Source organism: Variovorax endophyticus (assembly GCF_025376855.1).
Classification (GTDB): Bacteria; Pseudomonadota; Gammaproteobacteria; order Burkholderiales; family Burkholderiaceae_C; genus Variovorax.
Genome location: NZ_JAHUTH010000004.1, coordinates 223,236 through 240,597, shown reverse-complemented (window position 1 = coordinate 240,597; position 17,362 = coordinate 223,236). Strand labels below are relative to the sequence as shown.

Annotated in this window: 17 protein-coding genes and 1 pseudogene; 6 read left to right on the top strand and 12 right to left on the bottom strand. The window is 66.1% G+C overall.

Translation table 11 applies throughout. The annotated features are described in order from the left end of the window. Positions 1–20: 20 nt before the first annotated feature. The 8 genes from KV106_RS07570 to KV106_RS07535 all read right to left on the bottom strand — a co-directional run bounded on the left by KV106_RS07570 (position 21) and on the right by KV106_RS07535 (position 7,251). Positions 21–980 carry a LysR substrate-binding domain-containing protein gene (locus KV106_RS07570; protein WP_261208650.1) on the bottom strand — a complete coding sequence of 320 codons (960 nt, stop codon included), beginning with the start codon at positions 978–980 and terminating at the stop codon, positions 21–23. 174 nt (positions 981–1,154) lie between these two features. Next, on the bottom strand, positions 1,155–2,465 hold the full coding sequence (gene gltA, locus KV106_RS07565) for a citrate synthase (RefSeq protein WP_057595818.1): 1,311 nt from the start codon (positions 2,463–2,465) through the stop codon (positions 1,155–1,157). 12 nt (positions 2,466–2,477) lie between these two features. Further along, positions 2,478–2,855 carry an FAD assembly factor SdhE gene (locus KV106_RS07560; protein WP_064262389.1) on the bottom strand — a complete coding sequence of 126 codons (378 nt, stop codon included), beginning with the start codon at positions 2,853–2,855 and terminating at the stop codon, positions 2,478–2,480. Between the two features lie 6 nt (positions 2,856–2,861). After that, positions 2,862–3,563 (bottom strand): succinate dehydrogenase iron-sulfur subunit, encoded by a 702-nt coding sequence (locus tag KV106_RS07555; RefSeq protein WP_057595819.1) that lies wholly within the window; start codon positions 3,561–3,563, stop codon positions 2,862–2,864. A 47-nt stretch (positions 3,564–3,610) separates the two neighbouring features. Continuing rightward, positions 3,611–5,419 (bottom strand): succinate dehydrogenase flavoprotein subunit, encoded by a 1,809-nt coding sequence (sdhA, locus tag KV106_RS07550; RefSeq protein ID WP_261208647.1) that lies wholly within the window; start codon positions 5,417–5,419, stop codon positions 3,611–3,613. Between the two features lie 16 nt (positions 5,420–5,435). Then, positions 5,436–5,801 carry a succinate dehydrogenase, hydrophobic membrane anchor protein gene (sdhD, locus tag KV106_RS07545; protein WP_057595821.1) on the bottom strand — a complete coding sequence of 122 codons (366 nt, stop codon included), beginning with the start codon at positions 5,799–5,801 and terminating at the stop codon, positions 5,436–5,438. A 13-nt stretch (positions 5,802–5,814) separates the two neighbouring features. After that, complete coding sequence (sdhC, locus tag KV106_RS07540; protein ID WP_261208645.1) at positions 5,815–6,261, bottom strand: succinate dehydrogenase, cytochrome b556 subunit; 447 nt, start codon at positions 6,259–6,261, stop codon at positions 5,815–5,817. 228 nt (positions 6,262–6,489) lie between these two features. Then, positions 6,490–7,251 carry a GntR family transcriptional regulator gene (locus tag KV106_RS07535; protein WP_057595823.1) on the bottom strand — a complete coding sequence of 254 codons (762 nt, stop codon included), beginning with the start codon at positions 7,249–7,251 and terminating at the stop codon, positions 6,490–6,492. A gap of 208 nt (positions 7,252–7,459) precedes the next feature. On the opposite strand from KV106_RS07535, the gene KV106_RS07530 reads away from it, so the two are divergent. From KV106_RS07530 to KV106_RS07510, 5 genes are all read left to right on the top strand, one after another. Continuing rightward, the gene (locus KV106_RS07530) at positions 7,460–8,446 is read left to right on the top strand and encodes a malate dehydrogenase (RefSeq protein WP_057595824.1); all 987 of its coding nucleotides are present in this window, start codon (positions 7,460–7,462) and stop codon (positions 8,444–8,446) included. Between the two features lie 13 nt (positions 8,447–8,459). Further along, positions 8,460–9,242, top strand: coding sequence for a trans-aconitate 2-methyltransferase (tam, locus tag KV106_RS07525; protein ID WP_093348765.1), 783 nt, complete (start codon positions 8,460–8,462; stop codon positions 9,240–9,242). Next, the gene (locus KV106_RS07520; protein ID WP_057595826.1) at positions 9,239–10,252 is read left to right on the top strand and encodes an HpcH/HpaI aldolase/citrate lyase family protein; all 1,014 of its coding nucleotides are present in this window, start codon (positions 9,239–9,241) and stop codon (positions 10,250–10,252) included. The genes tam and KV106_RS07520 overlap by 4 nt, the downstream gene beginning before the upstream one ends. Positions 10,253–10,284: 32 nt before the next feature. Next, entirely contained in the window at positions 10,285–10,860 is a 576-nt protein-coding gene (locus KV106_RS07515) for a hypothetical protein (protein ID WP_057595827.1), read from the top strand. 112 nt (positions 10,861–10,972) lie between these two features. Further along, complete coding sequence (locus tag KV106_RS07510; protein WP_261208641.1) at positions 10,973–13,558, top strand: bifunctional aconitate hydratase 2/2-methylisocitrate dehydratase; 2,586 nt, start codon at positions 10,973–10,975, stop codon at positions 13,556–13,558. Between the two features lie 96 nt (positions 13,559–13,654). Here KV106_RS07510 and KV106_RS07505 read toward each other — a convergent pair whose 3' ends face one another. Together KV106_RS07505 and KV106_RS07500 are read right to left on the bottom strand one after the other, a co-directional pair. Then, entirely contained in the window at positions 13,655–14,518 is an 864-nt protein-coding gene (locus KV106_RS07505; RefSeq protein ID WP_261208640.1) for a hypothetical protein, read from the bottom strand. Positions 14,519–14,529: 11 nt separating this feature from the next. Continuing rightward, a complete protein-coding gene (locus tag KV106_RS07500) occupies positions 14,530–15,666 on the bottom strand; it encodes a DUF2827 domain-containing protein (RefSeq protein WP_261208637.1) in 1,137 nt (378 codons plus the stop codon). Between the two features lie 510 nt (positions 15,667–16,176). Here KV106_RS07500 and KV106_RS40085 point away from each other — a divergent pair. Beyond that, positions 16,177–16,260: pseudogene (locus KV106_RS40085) on the top strand (ESPR domain-containing protein); the annotation flags it as partial. Positions 16,261–16,679: 419 nt separating this feature from the next. On the opposite strand, the gene KV106_RS40080 reads toward KV106_RS40085, so the two are convergent. Next, positions 16,680–16,946: a hypothetical protein gene (locus KV106_RS40080; RefSeq protein WP_409976489.1), complete on the bottom strand. Its 267-nt coding sequence runs from the start codon at positions 16,944–16,946 to the stop codon at positions 16,680–16,682. Between the two features lie 30 nt (positions 16,947–16,976). Further along, positions 16,977–17,291: a hypothetical protein gene (locus tag KV106_RS40075; RefSeq protein WP_409976488.1), complete on the bottom strand. Its 315-nt coding sequence runs from the start codon at positions 17,289–17,291 to the stop codon at positions 16,977–16,979. Positions 17,292–17,362: the final 71 nt, after the last annotated feature.

Genomic DNA, 17,362 nt, shown 5'->3' with positions numbered 1-17,362 from the left:
GAAATGGATTGTCTTGGGTTTCAGGCCGCGAGCCGGTCGGCGCCGGCTTCGGCCTCGGTGGAGGAGGCCGCGTGCAGGTGGTTCACCAGCGTGCGGGCCGCCACCGGCAGCGTGGAGAAATCGCGCGCCACCAGCCGGATCTCGCGCGCGGCCCAGGCGTCGGACAGCGCCACGCTGACCAGCCCGCGGCCGATGCCGTCCTGCATCAACTCGAAGGCGCGCTGCGGCATCACGCCGATGCCCAGGCCGTTCTGGATCATCCGGCACATCGCATCGAGGCCGGTGACGTGGATGCGCAGCTTGACGCTGCGGCCCGCGAGCAGCGCGGCCTCGTGCATCGCCACGTAGATCGAGCTGTTGGTGTGCAGGCCCACGTGGTCGTAATCGAGCGCGGCGATGAACTCGATCGCGCCCTGCTCGGCCAGCGCATGGCCCGCAGGCACGATCAGCGCCAGGCGGTCGTGCCGGTAGGGCAGGCTCTGCAGCTCGCCCGCGCCGCCGGCCACGTGACACACGCCGAGGTCGGCCGCGCCTTCCTGCACCGCGCGGATCACCTCGGTGCTCAGGTGCTCCTCGAGGTCGATCTTGATCGCCTCGTGGGCGCGCGTGAACACGCCCAGGTCTTCCGGCAGGAACTGCACGATGGCCGAGATGTTGGCATGCACCCGCACGTGGCCGCGCACGCCGTCGGCGTACTCGCTGAGTTCGCCCTGCATCTTCTCGAGGCTGTAGAGCACCGATCGCGCGTGGTGCAGCAGGCTTTCGCCGGCCGGCGTCAGGTCGACGCCGCGCGCATGGCGGTAGAGCAGGGTGGTGCCGAGCGTGGCCTCGAGGTCCGACAGCCGCTTGCTGATGGCCGAGGCGGCGATGAATTCGCGCTCCGCGGCGCGCCCGATGCTGCCCAGCTCGCACACGGCCACGAACAGCTGCAGCGACGTGAGGTCGATGCGGCGGGCAAAGTTGCGTTCGGACGTGCTCATGGGGGCTTGGGCATCGCATCTGGCGATGAGTCGGCTATTTTCTTCCTGTTTTCATGCAGTTGCCATCGTGATATGAGATGGCATTGCTGCCCGAGCGCGAGGAGGGCCATGCCGAACGGGCAATAAAAAAGCTGCCCGAAGGCAGCTTTTGCAGGGAGCGGTCGGAAGAACCGATCAGCGGGCCGAGATCGGCTTCACGTCGCGCTTGGGCGAGCCTTCGAACAGCTGGCGCGGACGGCCGATCTTGTACTCGGGGTCGCCGATCATTTCGTTGAGCTGGGCGATCCAGCCGACGGTGCGGGCCAGCGCGAAGATCGCGGTGAACAGCGGCACCGGGATGCCGATGGCGCGCTGCACGATGCCCGAGTAGAAGTCGACGTTCGGGTAGAGCTTGCGCGACACGAAGTACTCGTCTTCCAGGGCGATCTTTTCCAGTTCCTTGGCGAGCTTGAACAGCGGGTCGTTTTCCAGGCCCAGCTCGGTCAGCACTTCGTTGCAGGTTTCCTGCATCAGCTTGGCGCGCGGGTCGTAGTTCTTGTACACGCGGTGGCCGAAGCCCATCAGCTTGACGTTCGAGTTCTTGTCCTTGACCTTCTTGATGAACTCGCCGATCTTCTCCACGCCACCTTCCTTCTGGATGTCGTAGAGCATGTTGAGCGCCGCTTCGTTGGCGCCGCCGTGGGCCGGGCCCCAGAGGCAGGCCACGCCGGCCGCGATGGCCGCGAAGGGGTTGGTGCCCGACGAGCCGCACAGGCGCACGGTCGAGGTCGAGGCGTTCTGCTCGTGGTCGGCGTGCAGGATGAAGATGCGGTCGAGCGCGCGCTCGAGCACCGGGTTCACCTTGTACTCCTCGCAGGGCGTGGCGAACATCATGTGCAGGAAGTTGCCCGCATAGCTGAGTTCGTTCTTCGGGTACATGTACGGCTGACCGATCGTGTACTTGTAGGCCATGGCCACGAGCGTGGGCATCTTCGCGATCAGGCGGATCGCGGCGATCTCGCGGTGCTCGGGATTGTTGATGTCCGTGCTGTCGTGATAGAAGGCCGACAGCGCGCCCACCAGGCCGGTCATGATGGCCATCGGGTGTGCGTCGCGGCGGAAGCCGCGCAGGAAGAACTGCATCTGCTCGTTGACCATCGTGTGGTTGGTCACGAGCTTGGTGAAGTTGGCCTTCTTGGCCGCGTCCGGCAGTTCACCGTACAGCAGCAGGTGGCAGGTCTCGAGGAAGTCGCAGTTGGTCGCGAGCTGCTCGATGGGATAGCCGCGATACAGCAGCTCGCCCTTGTCGCCGTCGATGTAGGTGATGGCCGACTGGCAGGCCGCGGTGGACATGAAACCCGGGTCGTAGGTGAACATGCCGGTCTGCGCATACAGCTTGCGGATGTCGATCACGTCGGGACCGACGGTGCCCTTGTAGATCGGCAGTTCGACCTTGTCGGCACCGTTGCTGAACGATAGCGTGGCCTTGGTATCGGAGGCTTTCATTTCGGGTTTCTTTCAGAGGATTGTTCGGGAGGGCGAGGAGGAAGAGGTCGTGGAGGCTGCGGGCCGCTGCGCACCGTCGGCGCGCATCAGCTGCAGAAGCTCGACCACCTCGGCCCCGGCCCATGCGGGCTCGGGCTCCTTTCTGCGAAGGAGAAGATCGAGCAAATCGTTGTCCGAGAGGTCCATCAGAACCTCCATCGCGCCGGCCTGGCCGACGGTGATGCGAGATTCGTGCCGCTCGAAGAAGCGGGCGATGAACAGATCGTTTTCGAGCAGGCCGCGCCGGCAGCGCCACTTGAGCTTGCTGAGCGCCCGTTCGTCGAGCGGCTCGGCCGCCGCGCTTCCCGAGGAAAGCGCCGAGGGCGATGGAGTGCCGGGCAAAGCAGCCATGTCGGGTCAGATGGCGCGACGCACCATCAGTTCCTTGATCTTGCCGATGGCCATGGTCGGGTTCAGGCTCTTCGGGCACACGTCGACGCAGTTCATGATCGTGTGGCAGCGGAACAGGCGGTACGGGTCCTCGAGGTTGTCGAGGCGCTCGGCGGTGGCTTCGTCGCGGCTGTCGGCGATGAAGCGGTAGGCCTGCAGCAGGCCGGCCGGGCCCACGAACTTGTCGGGGTTCCACCAGAAGCTCGGGCAGCTCGTCGAGCAGCTCGCGCACAGGATGCACTCGTACAGGCCGTTGAGCTCCTCGCGCTCTTCGGGCGACTGCAGGCGCTCCTTCTCGGGCGGCACGGTGTCGTTCTGCAGGTACGGCTTGATCGAGTTGTACTGCTTGAAGAACTGGGTCATGTCGACGATCAGGTCGCGGATCACCGGCAGGCCGGGCAGCGGCTTGAGCACCACGGTGCCCTTGAGCGTGTTCATGTTGGTCAGGCAGGCCAGACCGTTCTTGCCGTTGATGTTCATCGCGTCGGAACCGCAGACGCCTTCGCGGCACGAGCGGCGGAACGACAGCGTCGGATCCTGCGCCTTGAGCTTCATCAGGGCGTCGAGCAGCATGCGTTCGTGGCCGTCGAGTTCGATCTCGATGGTCTGCATGTAGGGCTTCGCGTCCTTGTCCGGGTCGTAGCGGTAGATCTGGAATGTGCGCTTCATCGTTGTGACCTTGTGAATGCTTTTACGTGGCTGATCTGAGCTGGCGCTTAGAAGGTGCGAACCTTCGGCGGAACCGAGGCGACCGTGAGCGGCTGCAGCTTGACGGGCTTGTAGGAGAGGCGGTTGTCGGCGCTGTACCAGAGCGTGTGCTTCATCCAGTTGGCATCGTCGCGGCCCAGCGGCGCGACCGGATCGTCGGCCGGGCGCTCGTAGTCCTCGACGGTGTGGGCACCGCGGCATTCCTTGCGGGCCGCGGCCGAGACCATGGTGGCCTGCGCCACTTCGATCAGGTTGTCGACTTCCAGTGCCTCGATGCGCGCGGTGTTGAACACCTTGGACTTGTCCTTCAGGCCGATGGCCTTCACGCGCTCGCGCACTTCGGCGATCTTGACCACGCCTTCGTCCATCGAGGCCTGCTTGCGGAACACCGCCGCGTGCTGCTGCATGGTCGAGCGGATCTGGTTGGCCACGTCCTGCGCGTACTCGCCGCCGGTGGAGTTCTGCAGTTCGTTGAGGCGCTCGAGCGTGCGGTCGGCGGCATTGGCCGGCAACGGCTTGTGTTCCTTCAGCTTGTCGTTGAACTCGACGATGTGGTTGCCGGCCGCGCGGCCGAACACCAAGAGGTCGAGCAGCGAGTTGGTGCCCAGGCGGTTGGCGCCGTGCACGCTCACGCACGAGCATTCGCCCACGGCGTAGAGACCGTTGACGACGGCGCTGTTGTCCTCGCCCTTCTGGATCACGACCTGACCGTTGATGTTGGTCGGGATGCCGCCCATCTGGTAGTGGATGGTGGGCACCACGGGGATCGGCTCCTTGGTGATGTCGACGTTGGCGAAGTTGACGCCGATCTCGTACACCGAAGGCAGGCGCTTGTGGATGGTCTCGGCACCGAGGTGGTCGAGCTTCAGCAGCACGTAGTCCTTGTTGGGACCGCAGCCGCGGCCTTCCTTGATCTCCTGGTCCATCGAGCGCGAGACGAAGTCGCGCGGTGCCAGGTCCTTCAGCGTGGGCGCGTAGCGCTCCATGAAGCGTTCGCCGTTGCTGTTGAGCAGGATCGCGCCTTCGCCGCGGCAGCCTTCGGTCAGCAGCACGCCCGCGCCGGCCACGCCGGTCGGGTGGAACTGCCAGAACTCCATGTCCTGCAGCGGGATGCCCGAGCGCGCGGCCATGCCGAGGCCGTCGCCGGTGTTGATGAAGGCGTTGGTCGAGGCCTGGAAGATGCGGCCCGCGCCGCCGGTGGCCAGCAGCACGGTCTTGGCCTGCAGGATGTGCAGGTCGCCGGTTTCCATCTCGAGCGCGGTCACGCCGACCACGTCGCCTTCGTCGTCGCGGATCAGGTCGAGTGCCATCCATTCGACGAAGAACTGGGTGCGCGCTTCCACGTTCTTCTGGTAGAGCGTGTGCAGCATCGCGTGGCCGGTGCGGTCGGCCGCGGCGCAGGCGCGCTGCACGGGCTTCTCGCCGTAGTTGGCCGTGTGGCCGCCGAACGGACGCTGGTAGATCGTGCCGTCGGGGTTGCGGTCGAAGGGCATGCCGAAGTGCTCGAGCTCGTACACGACCTTCGGTGCCTCGCGGCACATGAACTCGATCGCGTCCTGGTCGCCGAGCCAGTCGGAACCCTTGATCGTGTCGTAGAAGTGGTAGTGCCAGTTGTCCTCGCTCATGTTGCCGAGCGAGGCGCCCACGCCGCCTTGCGCAGCGACGGTGTGCGAACGGGTGGGGAACACCTTGGAGAGCACGGCCACGTTGAGGCCCGCGCGCGCAAGTTGCAGCGAGGCGCGCATGCCGGAACCGCCGGCACCGACGATCACGACGTCGAACTTGCGCTTGGTGATTTGTTCTTTTGTGTAGGTCATGGTGGGGATGGGGTCGTCAGATTTTCCAAAGCACTTGAATGGCCCAACCCGCACAACCGACCAGCCAGACGATGGTGAAGATCTGGAGCACGAGGCGGATCGCGACGGGCTGGATGTAGTCCATCCAGATGTCGCGCATGCCGACCCACACGTGATAGAGCAGCGACACGATGACGCAGAAGGTCAGGACCTTCATCCACTGGGCGGCGAAGATGCCGGCCCACAGGTCGTAGCCGATCGGGCCGCGCGTGAAGATCAGCTGCGCCAGCAGGATGATCGTGAAGAGCGCCATCAGGGCGCCCGTGACGCGCTGGCTGAGCCAGTCGCGCAGACCGTAGTGCGCGCCGACGACGATGCGCTTGGAGCCGTAGTTCACAGACATTTCAGGCTCCTTCTCAGTACAGGCCGAACAGCTTGGCGCCGAGCACGACGGTCAGCAGGACGCTCGCAGCCAGCGTGAAGATGGCCGAGCTCTTGCCGAACTCCTTGGTCACGGCCTTGTGGCTCACGTCCATCCAGAGGTGGCGCACGCCGGCGATGAAGTGGTGCAGGTAGGCCCAGATCAGCGCGAGCACCACGAGCTTGAAAAACCAGCCCGGAACGAAACCAAGGCCGCTGTTGAAGGCGGCCTTGAACTTGGCGAACGAATAGTCGGACGAGAGCGAGGTGTCGAACATCCAGATGATGAACGGCAGCAGCAGGAACATCAGCGCGCCGCTGACGCGGTGCAGGATCGACACGATGCCGGCCGGAGGCAGACGGTAGGTCGTGAGATCGGTGAAGGCGTTGATGTTGCGGAATTCGCGACGCCGTGGTGTGGAGGAGGATGCAAGCTCTGTCATGGAGGGGCTTTCGTGGCTTGTTGATTGACTTGTTCTGAGAGCGAACGCTTTTGTTTTCTCTTCGGGAAATGCAAACAACGCAAAATTCTATTGCAATGCACCATCGCGCATCGGTCGCGCTCGCGTCGACGCACCGCCGCAGTCGGATGCTCTTGACTTCATAGCGTGTTGCGCGCGCTGCACGGCGGCTCGAAGCGTATTCGTTGCATGGTCCATCGTGAGGCGCATTCAGCCGAGCTGGTTGCGATAGTGGTGCGTGTCGGTGCGATAGAGACCGCGGCGCAGTTCCATCGGCATGTCGTGGTACGTGTGGGCCACGCGTTCGACGCTCAGCAGCGGCATCTGCGGCGTGACGTCGAGCAGCTGCGCCTGTTCGGCATCGGGCAGCACCGCGCGGATCTTCTCTTCGGCGCGCACCATGCGCACGCCGAATTCGGTTTCGAACAGCGCGTACATCGGACCGGGCCAGGCGCGCAGCCGCTCGGCCGTGAGGCCCTTGAACGGCGTGCCCGGCAGCCAGAGGTCCTCGAGGATGGTCGGCACGCCGCCGTAGGCGAGCACGCGCCGCACCTGCAGCACGGCGTCGCCGGTGCGCAGGCCCAGTGCGCGCGCCACGTCGGCCGAGGCGCGCAGGCGCTTGCAGTCGACGATGGTGCGTTCGGCCGGACCTTCCGCGTTCGGATGGCCGGTGTCGGGCACCAGCTTCAGGAAGCGGTACTGCACATGCTGCTCGGCATGCGTGGCGACGAAGGTGCCCTTGCCCTGGCGCCGCACCACGAGGTTCTCGGCCGCGAGTTCGTCGATCGCCTTGCGCACCGTGCCCTGGCTGACGCGAAAGCGCACGGCCAGGTCCATCTCGCTCGGGATCGGCTCGCCCGGCTTCCACTCGCCCGCCTGCAGGCTCTGCAGGATCAGGGTCTTGATCTGCTGGTAGAGCGGGCTGAACGAGGGCGTGGTGGGCTCGTCGAGGGTGGTGGTGGGGCTGTTCATGGCAGGGCGTGGGTAAGCGCCGTAGCGGAACCCGGAGGATATCTTATATAAGACATAAGACGGGGCTCATCGAATCGGCTTAAAATGCCCGCCGTTCCCGCGCCGCGGCCGTCCGGCCCGTTTCGGACCTTCCGGCCGCCCCGCGAGACTTCCGCCGCCGCGTCTCGCGCGTGCGTCGACACCGTCACATCACTTCTGGAGTCTTCCCATGAGCAAAAAGCCCGTCCGCGTTGCCGTCACCGGTGCCGCCGGTCAAATCGGTTATGCCCTGTTGTTCCGTATCGCGTCCGGCGAAATGCTCGGCAAGGACCAGCCGGTCATCCTGCAATTGCTCGAAATCCCCGACGAGAAGGCCCAGAAGGCGCTCAAGGGCGTGATCATGGAGCTCGAGGACTGCGCCTTCCCGCTGCTGGCCGGCGTGATCCCCAGCGGCGACCCGCTGGTGGCCTTCAAGGACGCCGACTACGCGCTGCTCGTGGGTGCCCGTCCGCGCGGCCCCGGCATGGAGCGCGCCGACCTGCTGGCCGCCAACGCGCAGATCTTCACGGCCCAGGGCAAGGCGCTCAACGCCGTCGCCAGCCGCGACGTCAAGGTGCTGGTGGTCGGCAACCCGGCCAACACCAACGCCTACATCGCCATGAAGAGCGCGCCGGACCTGCCGCGCAAGAACTTCACCGCCATGCTGCGCCTGGACCACAACCGTGCCGCCAGCCAGATCGCCGCCAAGACCGGCACCGCCGTGGGCGACATCGAGAAGCTCACCGTCTGGGGCAACCACTCGCCCACGATGTACGCCGACTACCGCTTCGCCACCGTCGGCGGCAAGAGCGTCAAGGACCTGATCAACGACCAGGTCTGGAATGCCGACACCTTCCTGCCCACCGTCGGCAAGCGCGGCGCCGCGATCATCGAAGCGCGCGGCCTGTCGTCGGCCGCCTCGGCCGCCAACGCCGCCATCGACCACATGCGCGACTGGGCCCTGGGCTCGAACGGCAAGTGGGTCACGATGGGCATCCCGTCGGACGGCCAGTACGGCATTCCGAAGGACGTGATCTTCGGCTTCCCGGTCACCACCGAAAACGGCGAATACAAGCTGGTCGAAGGCCTGGCCATCGACGAATTCAGCCAGGAACGCATCAACAAGACGCTCAAGGAACTGCAGGACGAGCAGGCCGGCGTCGCCCACCTGCTGTAAGCCAGGCACCGGCATGCTCGACTGGAACCCCGCGCTCTATCGTCGCTACGAGGACGAGCGCACCCGCCCCGCACAGGAACTCCTGGCGCGGGTGCCTCTGGCGGAGGCGGCCCGCGTGGTCGACCTCGGCTGCGGTCCGGGCAACTCCACCGAGCTGCTGGTCCACCGGTTCCCGAAGGCCCAGGCCCTCGGGACCGACAACTCCGAAGCCATGCTGGTCAGCGCGCGCGAGCGCCTGCCCGGCGCGCGCTTCGAGCTGAGCGACATCGCGACCTGGGCGCCTTCCGCGGAAGCGGCGCCCGACCTCATCTATGCGAACGCGTCGCTGCAATGGGTGCCCGATCACGAAACGCTGATCCCGCGCCTGTTCGACGCGCTCGCCCCCGGCGGCGTGCTGGCCATCCAGATGCCCGACAACCGCCAGGAACCCACGCACCGCCTGATGCGCGCGCTCGCGGCCGAAGCACCCTGGGCCGAGCCCATCGGCGATGCCGACCGGCTGCGCACCAGGCTGCTGCCGCTGGGCGGCTACTACGACCTGCTCGCGCCGCGCGCGGCCAACGTCGATGTCTGGCACACGATCTACCAGCACCGCATGGCCGATGCCGCCTCCATCGTCGAATGGGTGCGCGGCACGGGCCTGAAGCCCTTCGTCGACCGGCTGCCGCCCGACCTGCAGGCCAGCTACCTGGCCGAATACGAGCGCCGCGTGAACGAGGCCTACCCGGCACGCACCGACGGCAAGCGGCTGCTGGCCTTCCCGCGCATGTTCATCGTGGCGCAGAAGAAGGCGTGACCACCGTGAGCGAACGCGCCCCCGCCCATCCCGCCCAGGTGCTGCTCGGCGCGCAGGCCGGCGCCGTCAGCCTGCCGGTGTGCGACCACTACAGCGGCGTCGAGGCGCGCATGAAGAAGAGCCTCGCGCTCCAGGCCGAGATGGCCGAGGAGTTCGGCGCCTGCGTGTTCGACGTCACCCTCGACTGCGAGGACGGCGCCCCGGTGGGCGGCGAGGCCGAGCATGCCGCGCTGGTCACCGAGCTGGCGCTGGCCGCCAGGCCCGGCATGCGCGTCGGCGTGCGCGTGCACCCGGTCGACCACCCGGCCTTCGCGGGCGACGTGGTCACCATCGCGGGCCGTGCCGGCCAGCGGCTGAGCCACCTGATGGTGCCGAAGGTCGAGTCGGTGGCCGATGTCGAGCAGGCCGTGGCCGCGCTCGATGCCGCCGATGCGGAAACGCTGCCGCTGCACGTGCTGATCGAATCGCCCCTGGCCGTGCACAACGCCTTCGACATCGCCGCCCATCCGCGCGTGCAGTCGCTGAGCTTCGGCCTGATGGACTTCGTCTCGGCCCACGCCGGCGCCATCCCCGCCGAGGGCATGGGGGCCGCGGGCCAGTTCACGCATCCGCTGGTGGTGCGCGCCAAGCTGGCGATCGCCTCGGCCGCGCATGCGCACGGCAAGGTGCCCTCGCACTGCGTGGTGACCGAGTTCAACGACATGGACGCCATGCGCACCGCGGCCCGCAAGGCGGCCCGCGAATTCGGCTACACGCGCATGTGGAGCATCCATCCGAACCAGATCCGGCCGATCCTCGAGGCCTTCGCGCCCGACGAGGCGCAGATTCAAATTGCCACAAATATCCTGGTCAAGGCGGCGGCCGCGGATTGGGCGCCGACACAAATTGATGGCACATTGCACGACCGCGCGAGCTACCGTCATTTCTGGCAGGTACTGACGCGTGCCCACGCAACAGGGCGCGCGTTGCCGCCAGAGGCCCAGGCCTGGCTGACGCCCGCGGTCTCCTGAAACCTCCGAACCAGCCTCAAGGAAACCCTCACATGAAGAAAATCGCCCTGATCGCCGCAGTGGCCCTGGCTCTGCCGTTCGGTGCGCTGGCCCAGAGCAGCAGCACGCCCGCCAAGCCGGCCGCTGCCAAGCCCGCCGCCAAGTCCGCCGAAGCCAAGAAGGCACCGCCCAAGCGCCAGGTCACCCGCAAGGCCGCCAAGGCCGTCGAGGAAGTCACGCCGATCAGCGACGACACCAACATCGTGCTCACCGAGTCCGACCTCGAGGTCGCCAAGCGCGTGTCGACCGGCAAGGCCCAGTGCGAACTCGGCGCCGACGTGACCGTGACCGAGGACGAGAAGAAGCCCGGCTTCTTCACCGTGACCACCAAGGGCCTGCGCTACCGCATGCACCCGGTCGAAAGCCGCACCGGCGCCATCCGCCTCGAAGACCCCCGTGCCGGCGCCATGTGGCTGCAGCTGGGCAACAAGTCGATGCTGATGAACCAGAAGGCAGGCCTACGCATCGCCGACGAATGCCAGACGCCGGCCCAGATCGCCTTTGCCGAAGAAATGAAGAAGAACCCGCCGAAGAGCCTTTTCGAAGGCGCTGACGGCGACAAGAAGTAAGTCGACCCCACGAGGGACGGCGCGGCTCTTGCTTGCCGACCGGCGAAAGCCGGACGGCGGGTCGAACACCGCGCCGCATGCCCTCCAGCCCCAAGTTTCCGGAGAAAAGAAGATGTTGCAAGCCTACGTTGACCATGTCGCCGAGCGCGCCGCGCTCGGTATCCCGCCGCTGCCCCTGAGCGCGAAGCAGACCTCTGAAGCGATCGAGCTCCTCAAGAGCGCGAACGAAAAGGACGGTGCCTTCCTGCTCGACCTGCTGACCCACCGCGTGCCCGCGGGCGTGGACGACGCTGCCAAGGTCAAGGCCAGCTATCTCGCGGCCGTGGCGCATGGCGCCGAGAAGAGCGCGTTCATCACGCGCGCCCGTGCCACCGAACTGCTCGGCACGATGCTCGGCGGCTACAACATCAGCCCCATGATCGACCTGCTGGACGACGCCGAAGTCGGCGCCGTCGCGGCCGAGGGCCTCAAGAAGACGCTGCTGATGTTCGACCAGTTCCACGACGTCAAGGAAAAGGCCGACAAGGGCAATGCCAACGCCAAGGGCGTGCTGCAGAGCTGGGCCGATGCCGAGTGGTTCACCAGCCGCCCCGAAGTGCCGCAGAGCATCACCGTCAGCATCTTCAAGGTGGCCGGCGAGATCAACACCGACGACCTGTCGCCCGCGCCCGACGCGACCACGCGTCCCGACATCCCGATGCACGCCCTGGCGATGCACAAGAACGCGCGCCCCGGCATCGTTCCCGAGGAAGACGGCAAGCGCGGCCCGGTGAAGTTCATCGAGGACCTGCGCGCGCGCGGCCACCTCGTGGCCTACGCCGGCGACGTGGTCGGCACGGGTTCGTCGCGCAAGAGCGCGACCAACTCGGTGCTGTGGTTCACCGGCGAGGACATCCCGTTCGTGCCCAACAAGCGCTTCGGCGGCGTCTGCCTCGGCGGCAAGATCGCGCCGATCTTCTACAACACGATGGAAGACTCGGGCGCGCTGCCGATCGAGCTCGACGTGACGCAGATGAACATGGGCGACGTGGTCGAGCTGCGTCCCTACGAAGGCAAGGCCCTGAAGGACGGCCAGGTCATCGCCGAATTCACCGTGAAGAGCGATGTGCTGTTCGACGAAGTGCGCGCCGGCGGCCGCATTCCGCTGATCATCGGCCGCGGCCTCACGGCCAAGGCGCGCGAAGCGCTGGGCCTGCCGGTCTCCACGCTGTTCCGCCTGCCGCAAAGCCCGGTCGACACCAAGAAGGGCTTCTCGCTGGCACAGAAGATGGTCGGCCGCGCCTGCGGCCTGCCCGAAGGCCAGGGCGTGCGCCCGGGCACGTACTGCGAACCCAAGATGACCTCGGTCGGCTCGCAGGACACCACCGGCCCGATGACACGCGACGAGCTGAAGGACCTGGCCTGCCTGGGCTTCTCGGCCGACCTCGTGATGCAGTCGTTCTGCCACACGGCGGCGTACCCGAAGAAGGTCGACGTCAAGATGCACCATGAACTCCCCGAGTTCATGGCCAACCGCGGCGGCGTTTCGCTGCGCCCGGGCGACGGCGTGATCCACAGCTGGCTCAACCGCCTGCTGACCCCCGATACCGTGGGCACCGGCGGCGACAGCCACACCCGCTTCCCGATCGGCATCAGCTTCCCGGCGGGCTCGGGCCTCGTGGCCTTCGCGGCCGCCACCGGCGTGATGCCGCTGGACATGCCCGAGTCGGTGCTGGTGCGCTTCAAGGGCAAGATGCAGCCCGGCGTCACGCTGCGCGACCTGGTCAACGCGATTCCCCTGTACGCCATCAAGTCGGGTCTGCTGACGGTGGCCAAGCAAGGCAAGAAGAACATCTTCTCGGGCCGCATCCTCGAGATCGAAGGCCTGCCCGACCTCAAGGTCGAACAAGCCTTCGAGCTCAGCGACGCCTCGGCCGAACGCTCGGCCGCCGGCTGCACGGTGCACCTGAACAAGGAACCGATCATCGAATACATCAACAGCAACATCACGCTGATGAAGTGGATGATTGCCGAAGGCTACGCGGATGCCCGCACGCTGGCACGCCGCATCGCCGCGCAGGAAGCCTGGCTCAAGGACCCGCAATTGCTCAAGGGCGATGCCGACGCCGACTATGCCGCCGTCATCGAGATCGACCTGGCGGAGATCCACGAACCGATCGTGGCCTGCCCGAACGACCCGGACGACGTGAAGACGCTGAGCGACGTGGCCGGTGCCGCGATCGACGAAGTGTTCATCGGCTCGTGCATGACCAACATCGGCCACTTCCGCGCCGCGTCGAAGCTGCTCGAAGGCAAGCGCGACATCCCGGTCAAGCTGTGGATCGCGCCGCCGACCAAGATGGACGCGCAGCAGCTGACCGAGGAAGGCCACTACGGCGTGTTCGGCAATGCCGGTGCCCGCACCGAGATGCCGGGCTGCTCGCTGTGCATGGGCAACCAGGCCCAGGTGCGCGAAGGCGCCACGGTCATGTCGACCAGCACCCGCAACTTCCCGAACCGCCTGGGCAAGAACACCAACGTGTACCTGGGTTCGGCCGAACTGGCCGCCATCTGCTCGCGCCTCGGCCGCATTCCGACCAAGGAAGAGTACATGGCCAGCGCCGGCGTGCTCGATGCATCCAGCGCACAGATCTACCAGTACCTGAACTTCGACAAGATCGAGGACTACAAGGGCGTGGCGGATTCGGTCACGGCCTGAGCCTGAAGACAGGCCGGACGGTCCCCGGGCCGGCCCTGCCCGCGTCGACGAAGCCCCGCATCCGCGGGGCTTTTTTCATGGCGCGCGCGCTGGCATTCAGAGCGCCGGGGGGCGGTTTGGGCTCAGGTACTGCGTGCCCTTGAGTTCCATCGCCGCGCCCGCGGGTCCGCCCACCGCGTGCGGCAGCGAGGTCGTGAGCGAGGTCGCGAAGTCGCCGCGGTAGAGCTTGGCGCCCTGGTGCGTGAGGTTGGAGTTGGCGTCGATGTGGATCGCCTCGCCCAGGCCCGACCAGAGGCGGCAGAAGCCGTAGTCCTCCGAGAGGTAGCGGCGCGTCACGGGGTCGACCATCACGTCGAAGAAGCGGTAGTGCAGGCCGAGGTCGGCCTCGCCGATGCTGTCGGGCACGTAGCTGAGCTCGGGATAGCTCGCCATCAGCCGCTCGAACACGCCGCGTTTGATCGCCATGAAGCCCGTGGGCGCCTCGGTCATCTTCATGAAGCCGTCGGGCTGCACCTCGAGCTCGACCTTGCCGCTGATCTCGGAGGCGTTGGCGTTGACGGTGTAGCGCGTGAACGTCGCTTCGAACTGCGCGCGCGTGGTGCCGGCCGCGACGCCTTCGTGCGGCCAGTCCTCGCGCTTGAGCGGATAGACGCCGGCCGCGATGTCGTAGTCCGAGAGCAGCAGCCGGAACGCCGCCTGCGCCGAGAAGCCGATGTCCGCGTCGATCCAGAACAGGTGGGTCCATTCCGGGTTGGCGAGGAACTGGGCCACGCAGTTGTTGCGCGCCCGGGTCACGAGGCTTTCGCCCTGGTGGAACAGCACCTGCATGCGCATGCCGGTGCGCTCGGCCTCGATGGCGAAGTTCATCATCGACATCACGTAGTTCTGGAAGAACTTGCCGTCGTGGCTCGGCGTGACGATCACGGGAAAGAAGCGCTGGAGGGCGGAGGGTTCGAGCATGGCGGCTCCGGTTATCGGGCGGGGCGCTGCATCAGGCCGAGCAGCAGCGTGTTGTACACCTCGGTGGCGGCCGCGTTGCCGGGCAGGTAGCGGTCGATCAGGCCGCGCTGGCGCTCGCGGTAGGCGAGCGACTGCGCATCGTGCGTGTCGATCGCCTCGAGCACGCGCGCGCTGCCCGCGGCCACGTCGTTGGCTTCGTAGTAGTAGCCGAGGTCCGCGCACAGGTGGGCGTTGTGCACCAGCGGATAGCCCTGCCAGCAGGTCTCAAGGTAGAAGTAGTTGAGCGGGTTCTCCCACTGGTGCGAGATCACGATGTCGGTGTTCTGCGCCAGGAAGGTCGGCGTGTCGTGCCGGCCCAGGAACACGGCCTTGTGCTCGCGCACCAGATCGAGCTGGTTCATCAGGGTGATGAATTCCATGTTCTCGCGCGCCATCTTCTCGGCGTTGGCCACCTGCAGCAGCGCGATCGCCTCGCGCCGCGCGCGGTAGGCCAGTTCGGCGACCAGGATCGGGTAGAGGCAGAACTTCACCACGTTGATGTTCGGCTCCATCACGCTGAGGCGCCGCGGGCCGACGCGCGGCTGGTAGACGCCGCCCTCGGGCAACCCGCGCGTGCGCTCCTCGAGGAACACCGGGCTCCAGACGAAGGGCACGGCGCGCGCCTCGATCCGGCGCAGCACCTCGAAGTAGGGCTGGCTGATGTGCGCCACCTGCGGAACCATCCAGATGTCGTCGTAGCGCTGGTTGACGAACAGGTTCCGGCCCCACAGCGGCTTGTTGAACAGCATCGACTCCATCGCGTGCACGTACTCGAAGCCGCAGCAGTACGACACCAGCCGGGCGCCGCGCTGCTTGAGGTAGTCGGTCTGCAGGTGGTCGATCTGGCCGCCCAGCTCGATCAGCACGTCGACGCTGTCCTTCGCTCCCTCGAAGTTCGTCGTGGGCCAGCGCGCCTGGTCCCAGGGCAGGGCCGGCGTGATCGGCGTGGCCGTGGTGTTAACCAGCACCACCGAGGCCACGCCCGGGCAGTGCTTGAGCGCCTCGGCCAGAAACACGGCGTTCTGCTTGATGCCGTTGTTCCAGAGGGTTTCGGCTTCGTGGTGGAGGCCGATGGTGATGCCGATGCGGAGGCGGTTGGTTGAATTCACTTTTGTTGCCCAATTGTTAATTGATGCCGCCTGTGCTTTGCGGTGAGAAATAAATCACAGGTGAATAAGTTGTTGTGTGAACAAGTTCCACATTGGACTGGCATCGAGAGCGATTCCGCTCAATTCATCAAGCCACGCGCTGTGATGGCGATGTGAATTAATTCCATGAGATTGAGAAAAAGTCCTTACGAAACATGGGCTTGCGGCGTGACTGGCATTGGTTCTTGGCTGGCATCGAGATTCTATGTTTTCGCAGCCAAGAGACTATCCGGAGACAATTGTTAATCAGTGTGAATGTTAATTTCACGCTGTTCTGTGAACTAAATCATCGAAATTTTTCAAGCAATTTTTCTCGATGCATTTCGAATGTAAACAAGTATGTACATTCCACCGCTCTTGTGAACAGCGCGGTGATTGAGATCTCGGCGACGAGCGTCAAGCACGACCCTTTCACATTTTTTCCGGGACCTCCCGCGCCGGTCCCGAGATTCCACACGCAGTTGGCAGTCAATGAACAAGTCATATAGAAGTATCTGGAATGAGTCGCTCGGTGCATGGGTGGCTGCTTCGGAAATCACTTCCGCCCGAGGCAAGCGCAGCAGTTCGGCTGCCGTGATCTCGGGTGCCGTGCTGAGCGTCGCCCTGGCGTCCTTCGGTTTGATGGAGAGCGCGAACGCCTACATCGTCGGACCGCCGAACGGCGCCTGCAACACGGGTGCGAACACCGGCCCCGATGGCAAGGCCTACCCAGCGACGGTCGATCCGGTCGACGGCTCCGGCGTGTACTCGACGGTGGTGGGCGGGTGCTCGGCCAACGGTGGCGGCTTCCTGGGCGTGACGCTGTTCGGGTCGTTTACCAGAGCCACGGGCAAGGGCGCCAGCATGTACGGCATGGGGTCGACTGCCGCGCAGTTCGCCTCGGCCTTCGGCTTGCAGGCCAACGCCTCCGGCATCAGCAGCGTGGCGATGGGTCACAACTCCGTGGCCAGCGGCGGTACCAGCCTCGCGATCGGCTACTCCGCCAATGCGCTGGGGCCATCGGCCATCGCGATCGGCCCGAACGCCAACGCGGCGGCCCTTGGCTCGTCGAACCTGGCGATCGGCTCCGGAGCGCTGGCCACGGGCACGGCTGCAAGCCTGGGCGATTCGACCGCCATCGGCACCAGCGCCAAGGCCACGGGCCAGGACTCGACCGCCGTCGGCGGCCAGACCACCGCGTCGGGCAAGAACACGCTCGCGATCGGCAACAACGGCACGACGGCATCGGCGGATGGCGCCACCGCCTTCGGCGTCGGCGCGACCGCCTCCGGTCAGAACTCGCTGGCGGCTGGCAACGGTTCCCTTGCTTCGAACAACGGTTCGATCGCCATCGGCAGCAACGCGAACGGCGTGGCCACCTCGGCGGCGACCGACGGCATCGCCATCGGCGGGCAGTCCTCGGTCGTGGCAGCCGCCACCTCCGGCATCGCGGTGGGACGCGGCGCCGTGGTCAACGGCGCCTTCGGCATCGCGCAGGGCGATGGCGTGACCAGCGGCGCGACGGGCCGCAACGTGGCGATCGGCTCCAGCGGGACCATGGCCAACGGCGGCAGTGCGAACGGCGGCGCCGTGGCGATCGGCCGCAATCAGAAGGCGACAGGCGACGGCGCGGTGGCAATCGGCGATCCGAACACTGCCACTGGCACAGGAGCGGTGG

Coding starts and splice junctions, on each gene's coding strand:
- KV106_RS07570 (WP_261208650.1), bottom strand. CDS start 980: ATGAGCACGTCCGAACGCAACTTTGCCCGCCGCATCGACCTCACGTCG.
- gltA (WP_057595818.1), bottom strand. CDS start 2,465: ATGAAAGCCTCCGATACCAAGGCCACGCTATCGTTCAGCAACGGTGCC.
- KV106_RS07560 (WP_064262389.1), bottom strand. CDS start 2,855: ATGGCTGCTTTGCCCGGCACTCCATCGCCCTCGGCGCTTTCCTCGGGA.
- KV106_RS07555 (WP_057595819.1), bottom strand. CDS start 3,563: ATGAAGCGCACATTCCAGATCTACCGCTACGACCCGGACAAGGACGCG.
- sdhA (WP_261208647.1), bottom strand. CDS start 5,419: ATGACCTACACAAAAGAACAAATCACCAAGCGCAAGTTCGACGTCGTG.
- sdhD (WP_057595821.1), bottom strand. CDS start 5,801: ATGTCTGTGAACTACGGCTCCAAGCGCATCGTCGTCGGCGCGCACTAC.
- sdhC (WP_261208645.1), bottom strand. CDS start 6,261: ATGACAGAGCTTGCATCCTCCTCCACACCACGGCGTCGCGAATTCCGC.
- KV106_RS07535 (WP_057595823.1), bottom strand. CDS start 7,251: ATGAACAGCCCCACCACCACCCTCGACGAGCCCACCACGCCCTCGTTC.
- KV106_RS07530 (WP_057595824.1), top strand. CDS start 7,460: ATGAGCAAAAAGCCCGTCCGCGTTGCCGTCACCGGTGCCGCCGGTCAA.
- tam (WP_093348765.1), top strand. CDS start 8,460: ATGCTCGACTGGAACCCCGCGCTCTATCGTCGCTACGAGGACGAGCGC.
- KV106_RS07515 (WP_057595827.1), top strand. CDS start 10,285: ATGAAGAAAATCGCCCTGATCGCCGCAGTGGCCCTGGCTCTGCCGTTC.
- KV106_RS07510 (WP_261208641.1), top strand. CDS start 10,973: ATGTTGCAAGCCTACGTTGACCATGTCGCCGAGCGCGCCGCGCTCGGT.
- KV106_RS07505 (WP_261208640.1), bottom strand. CDS start 14,518: ATGCTCGAACCCTCCGCCCTCCAGCGCTTCTTTCCCGTGATCGTCACG.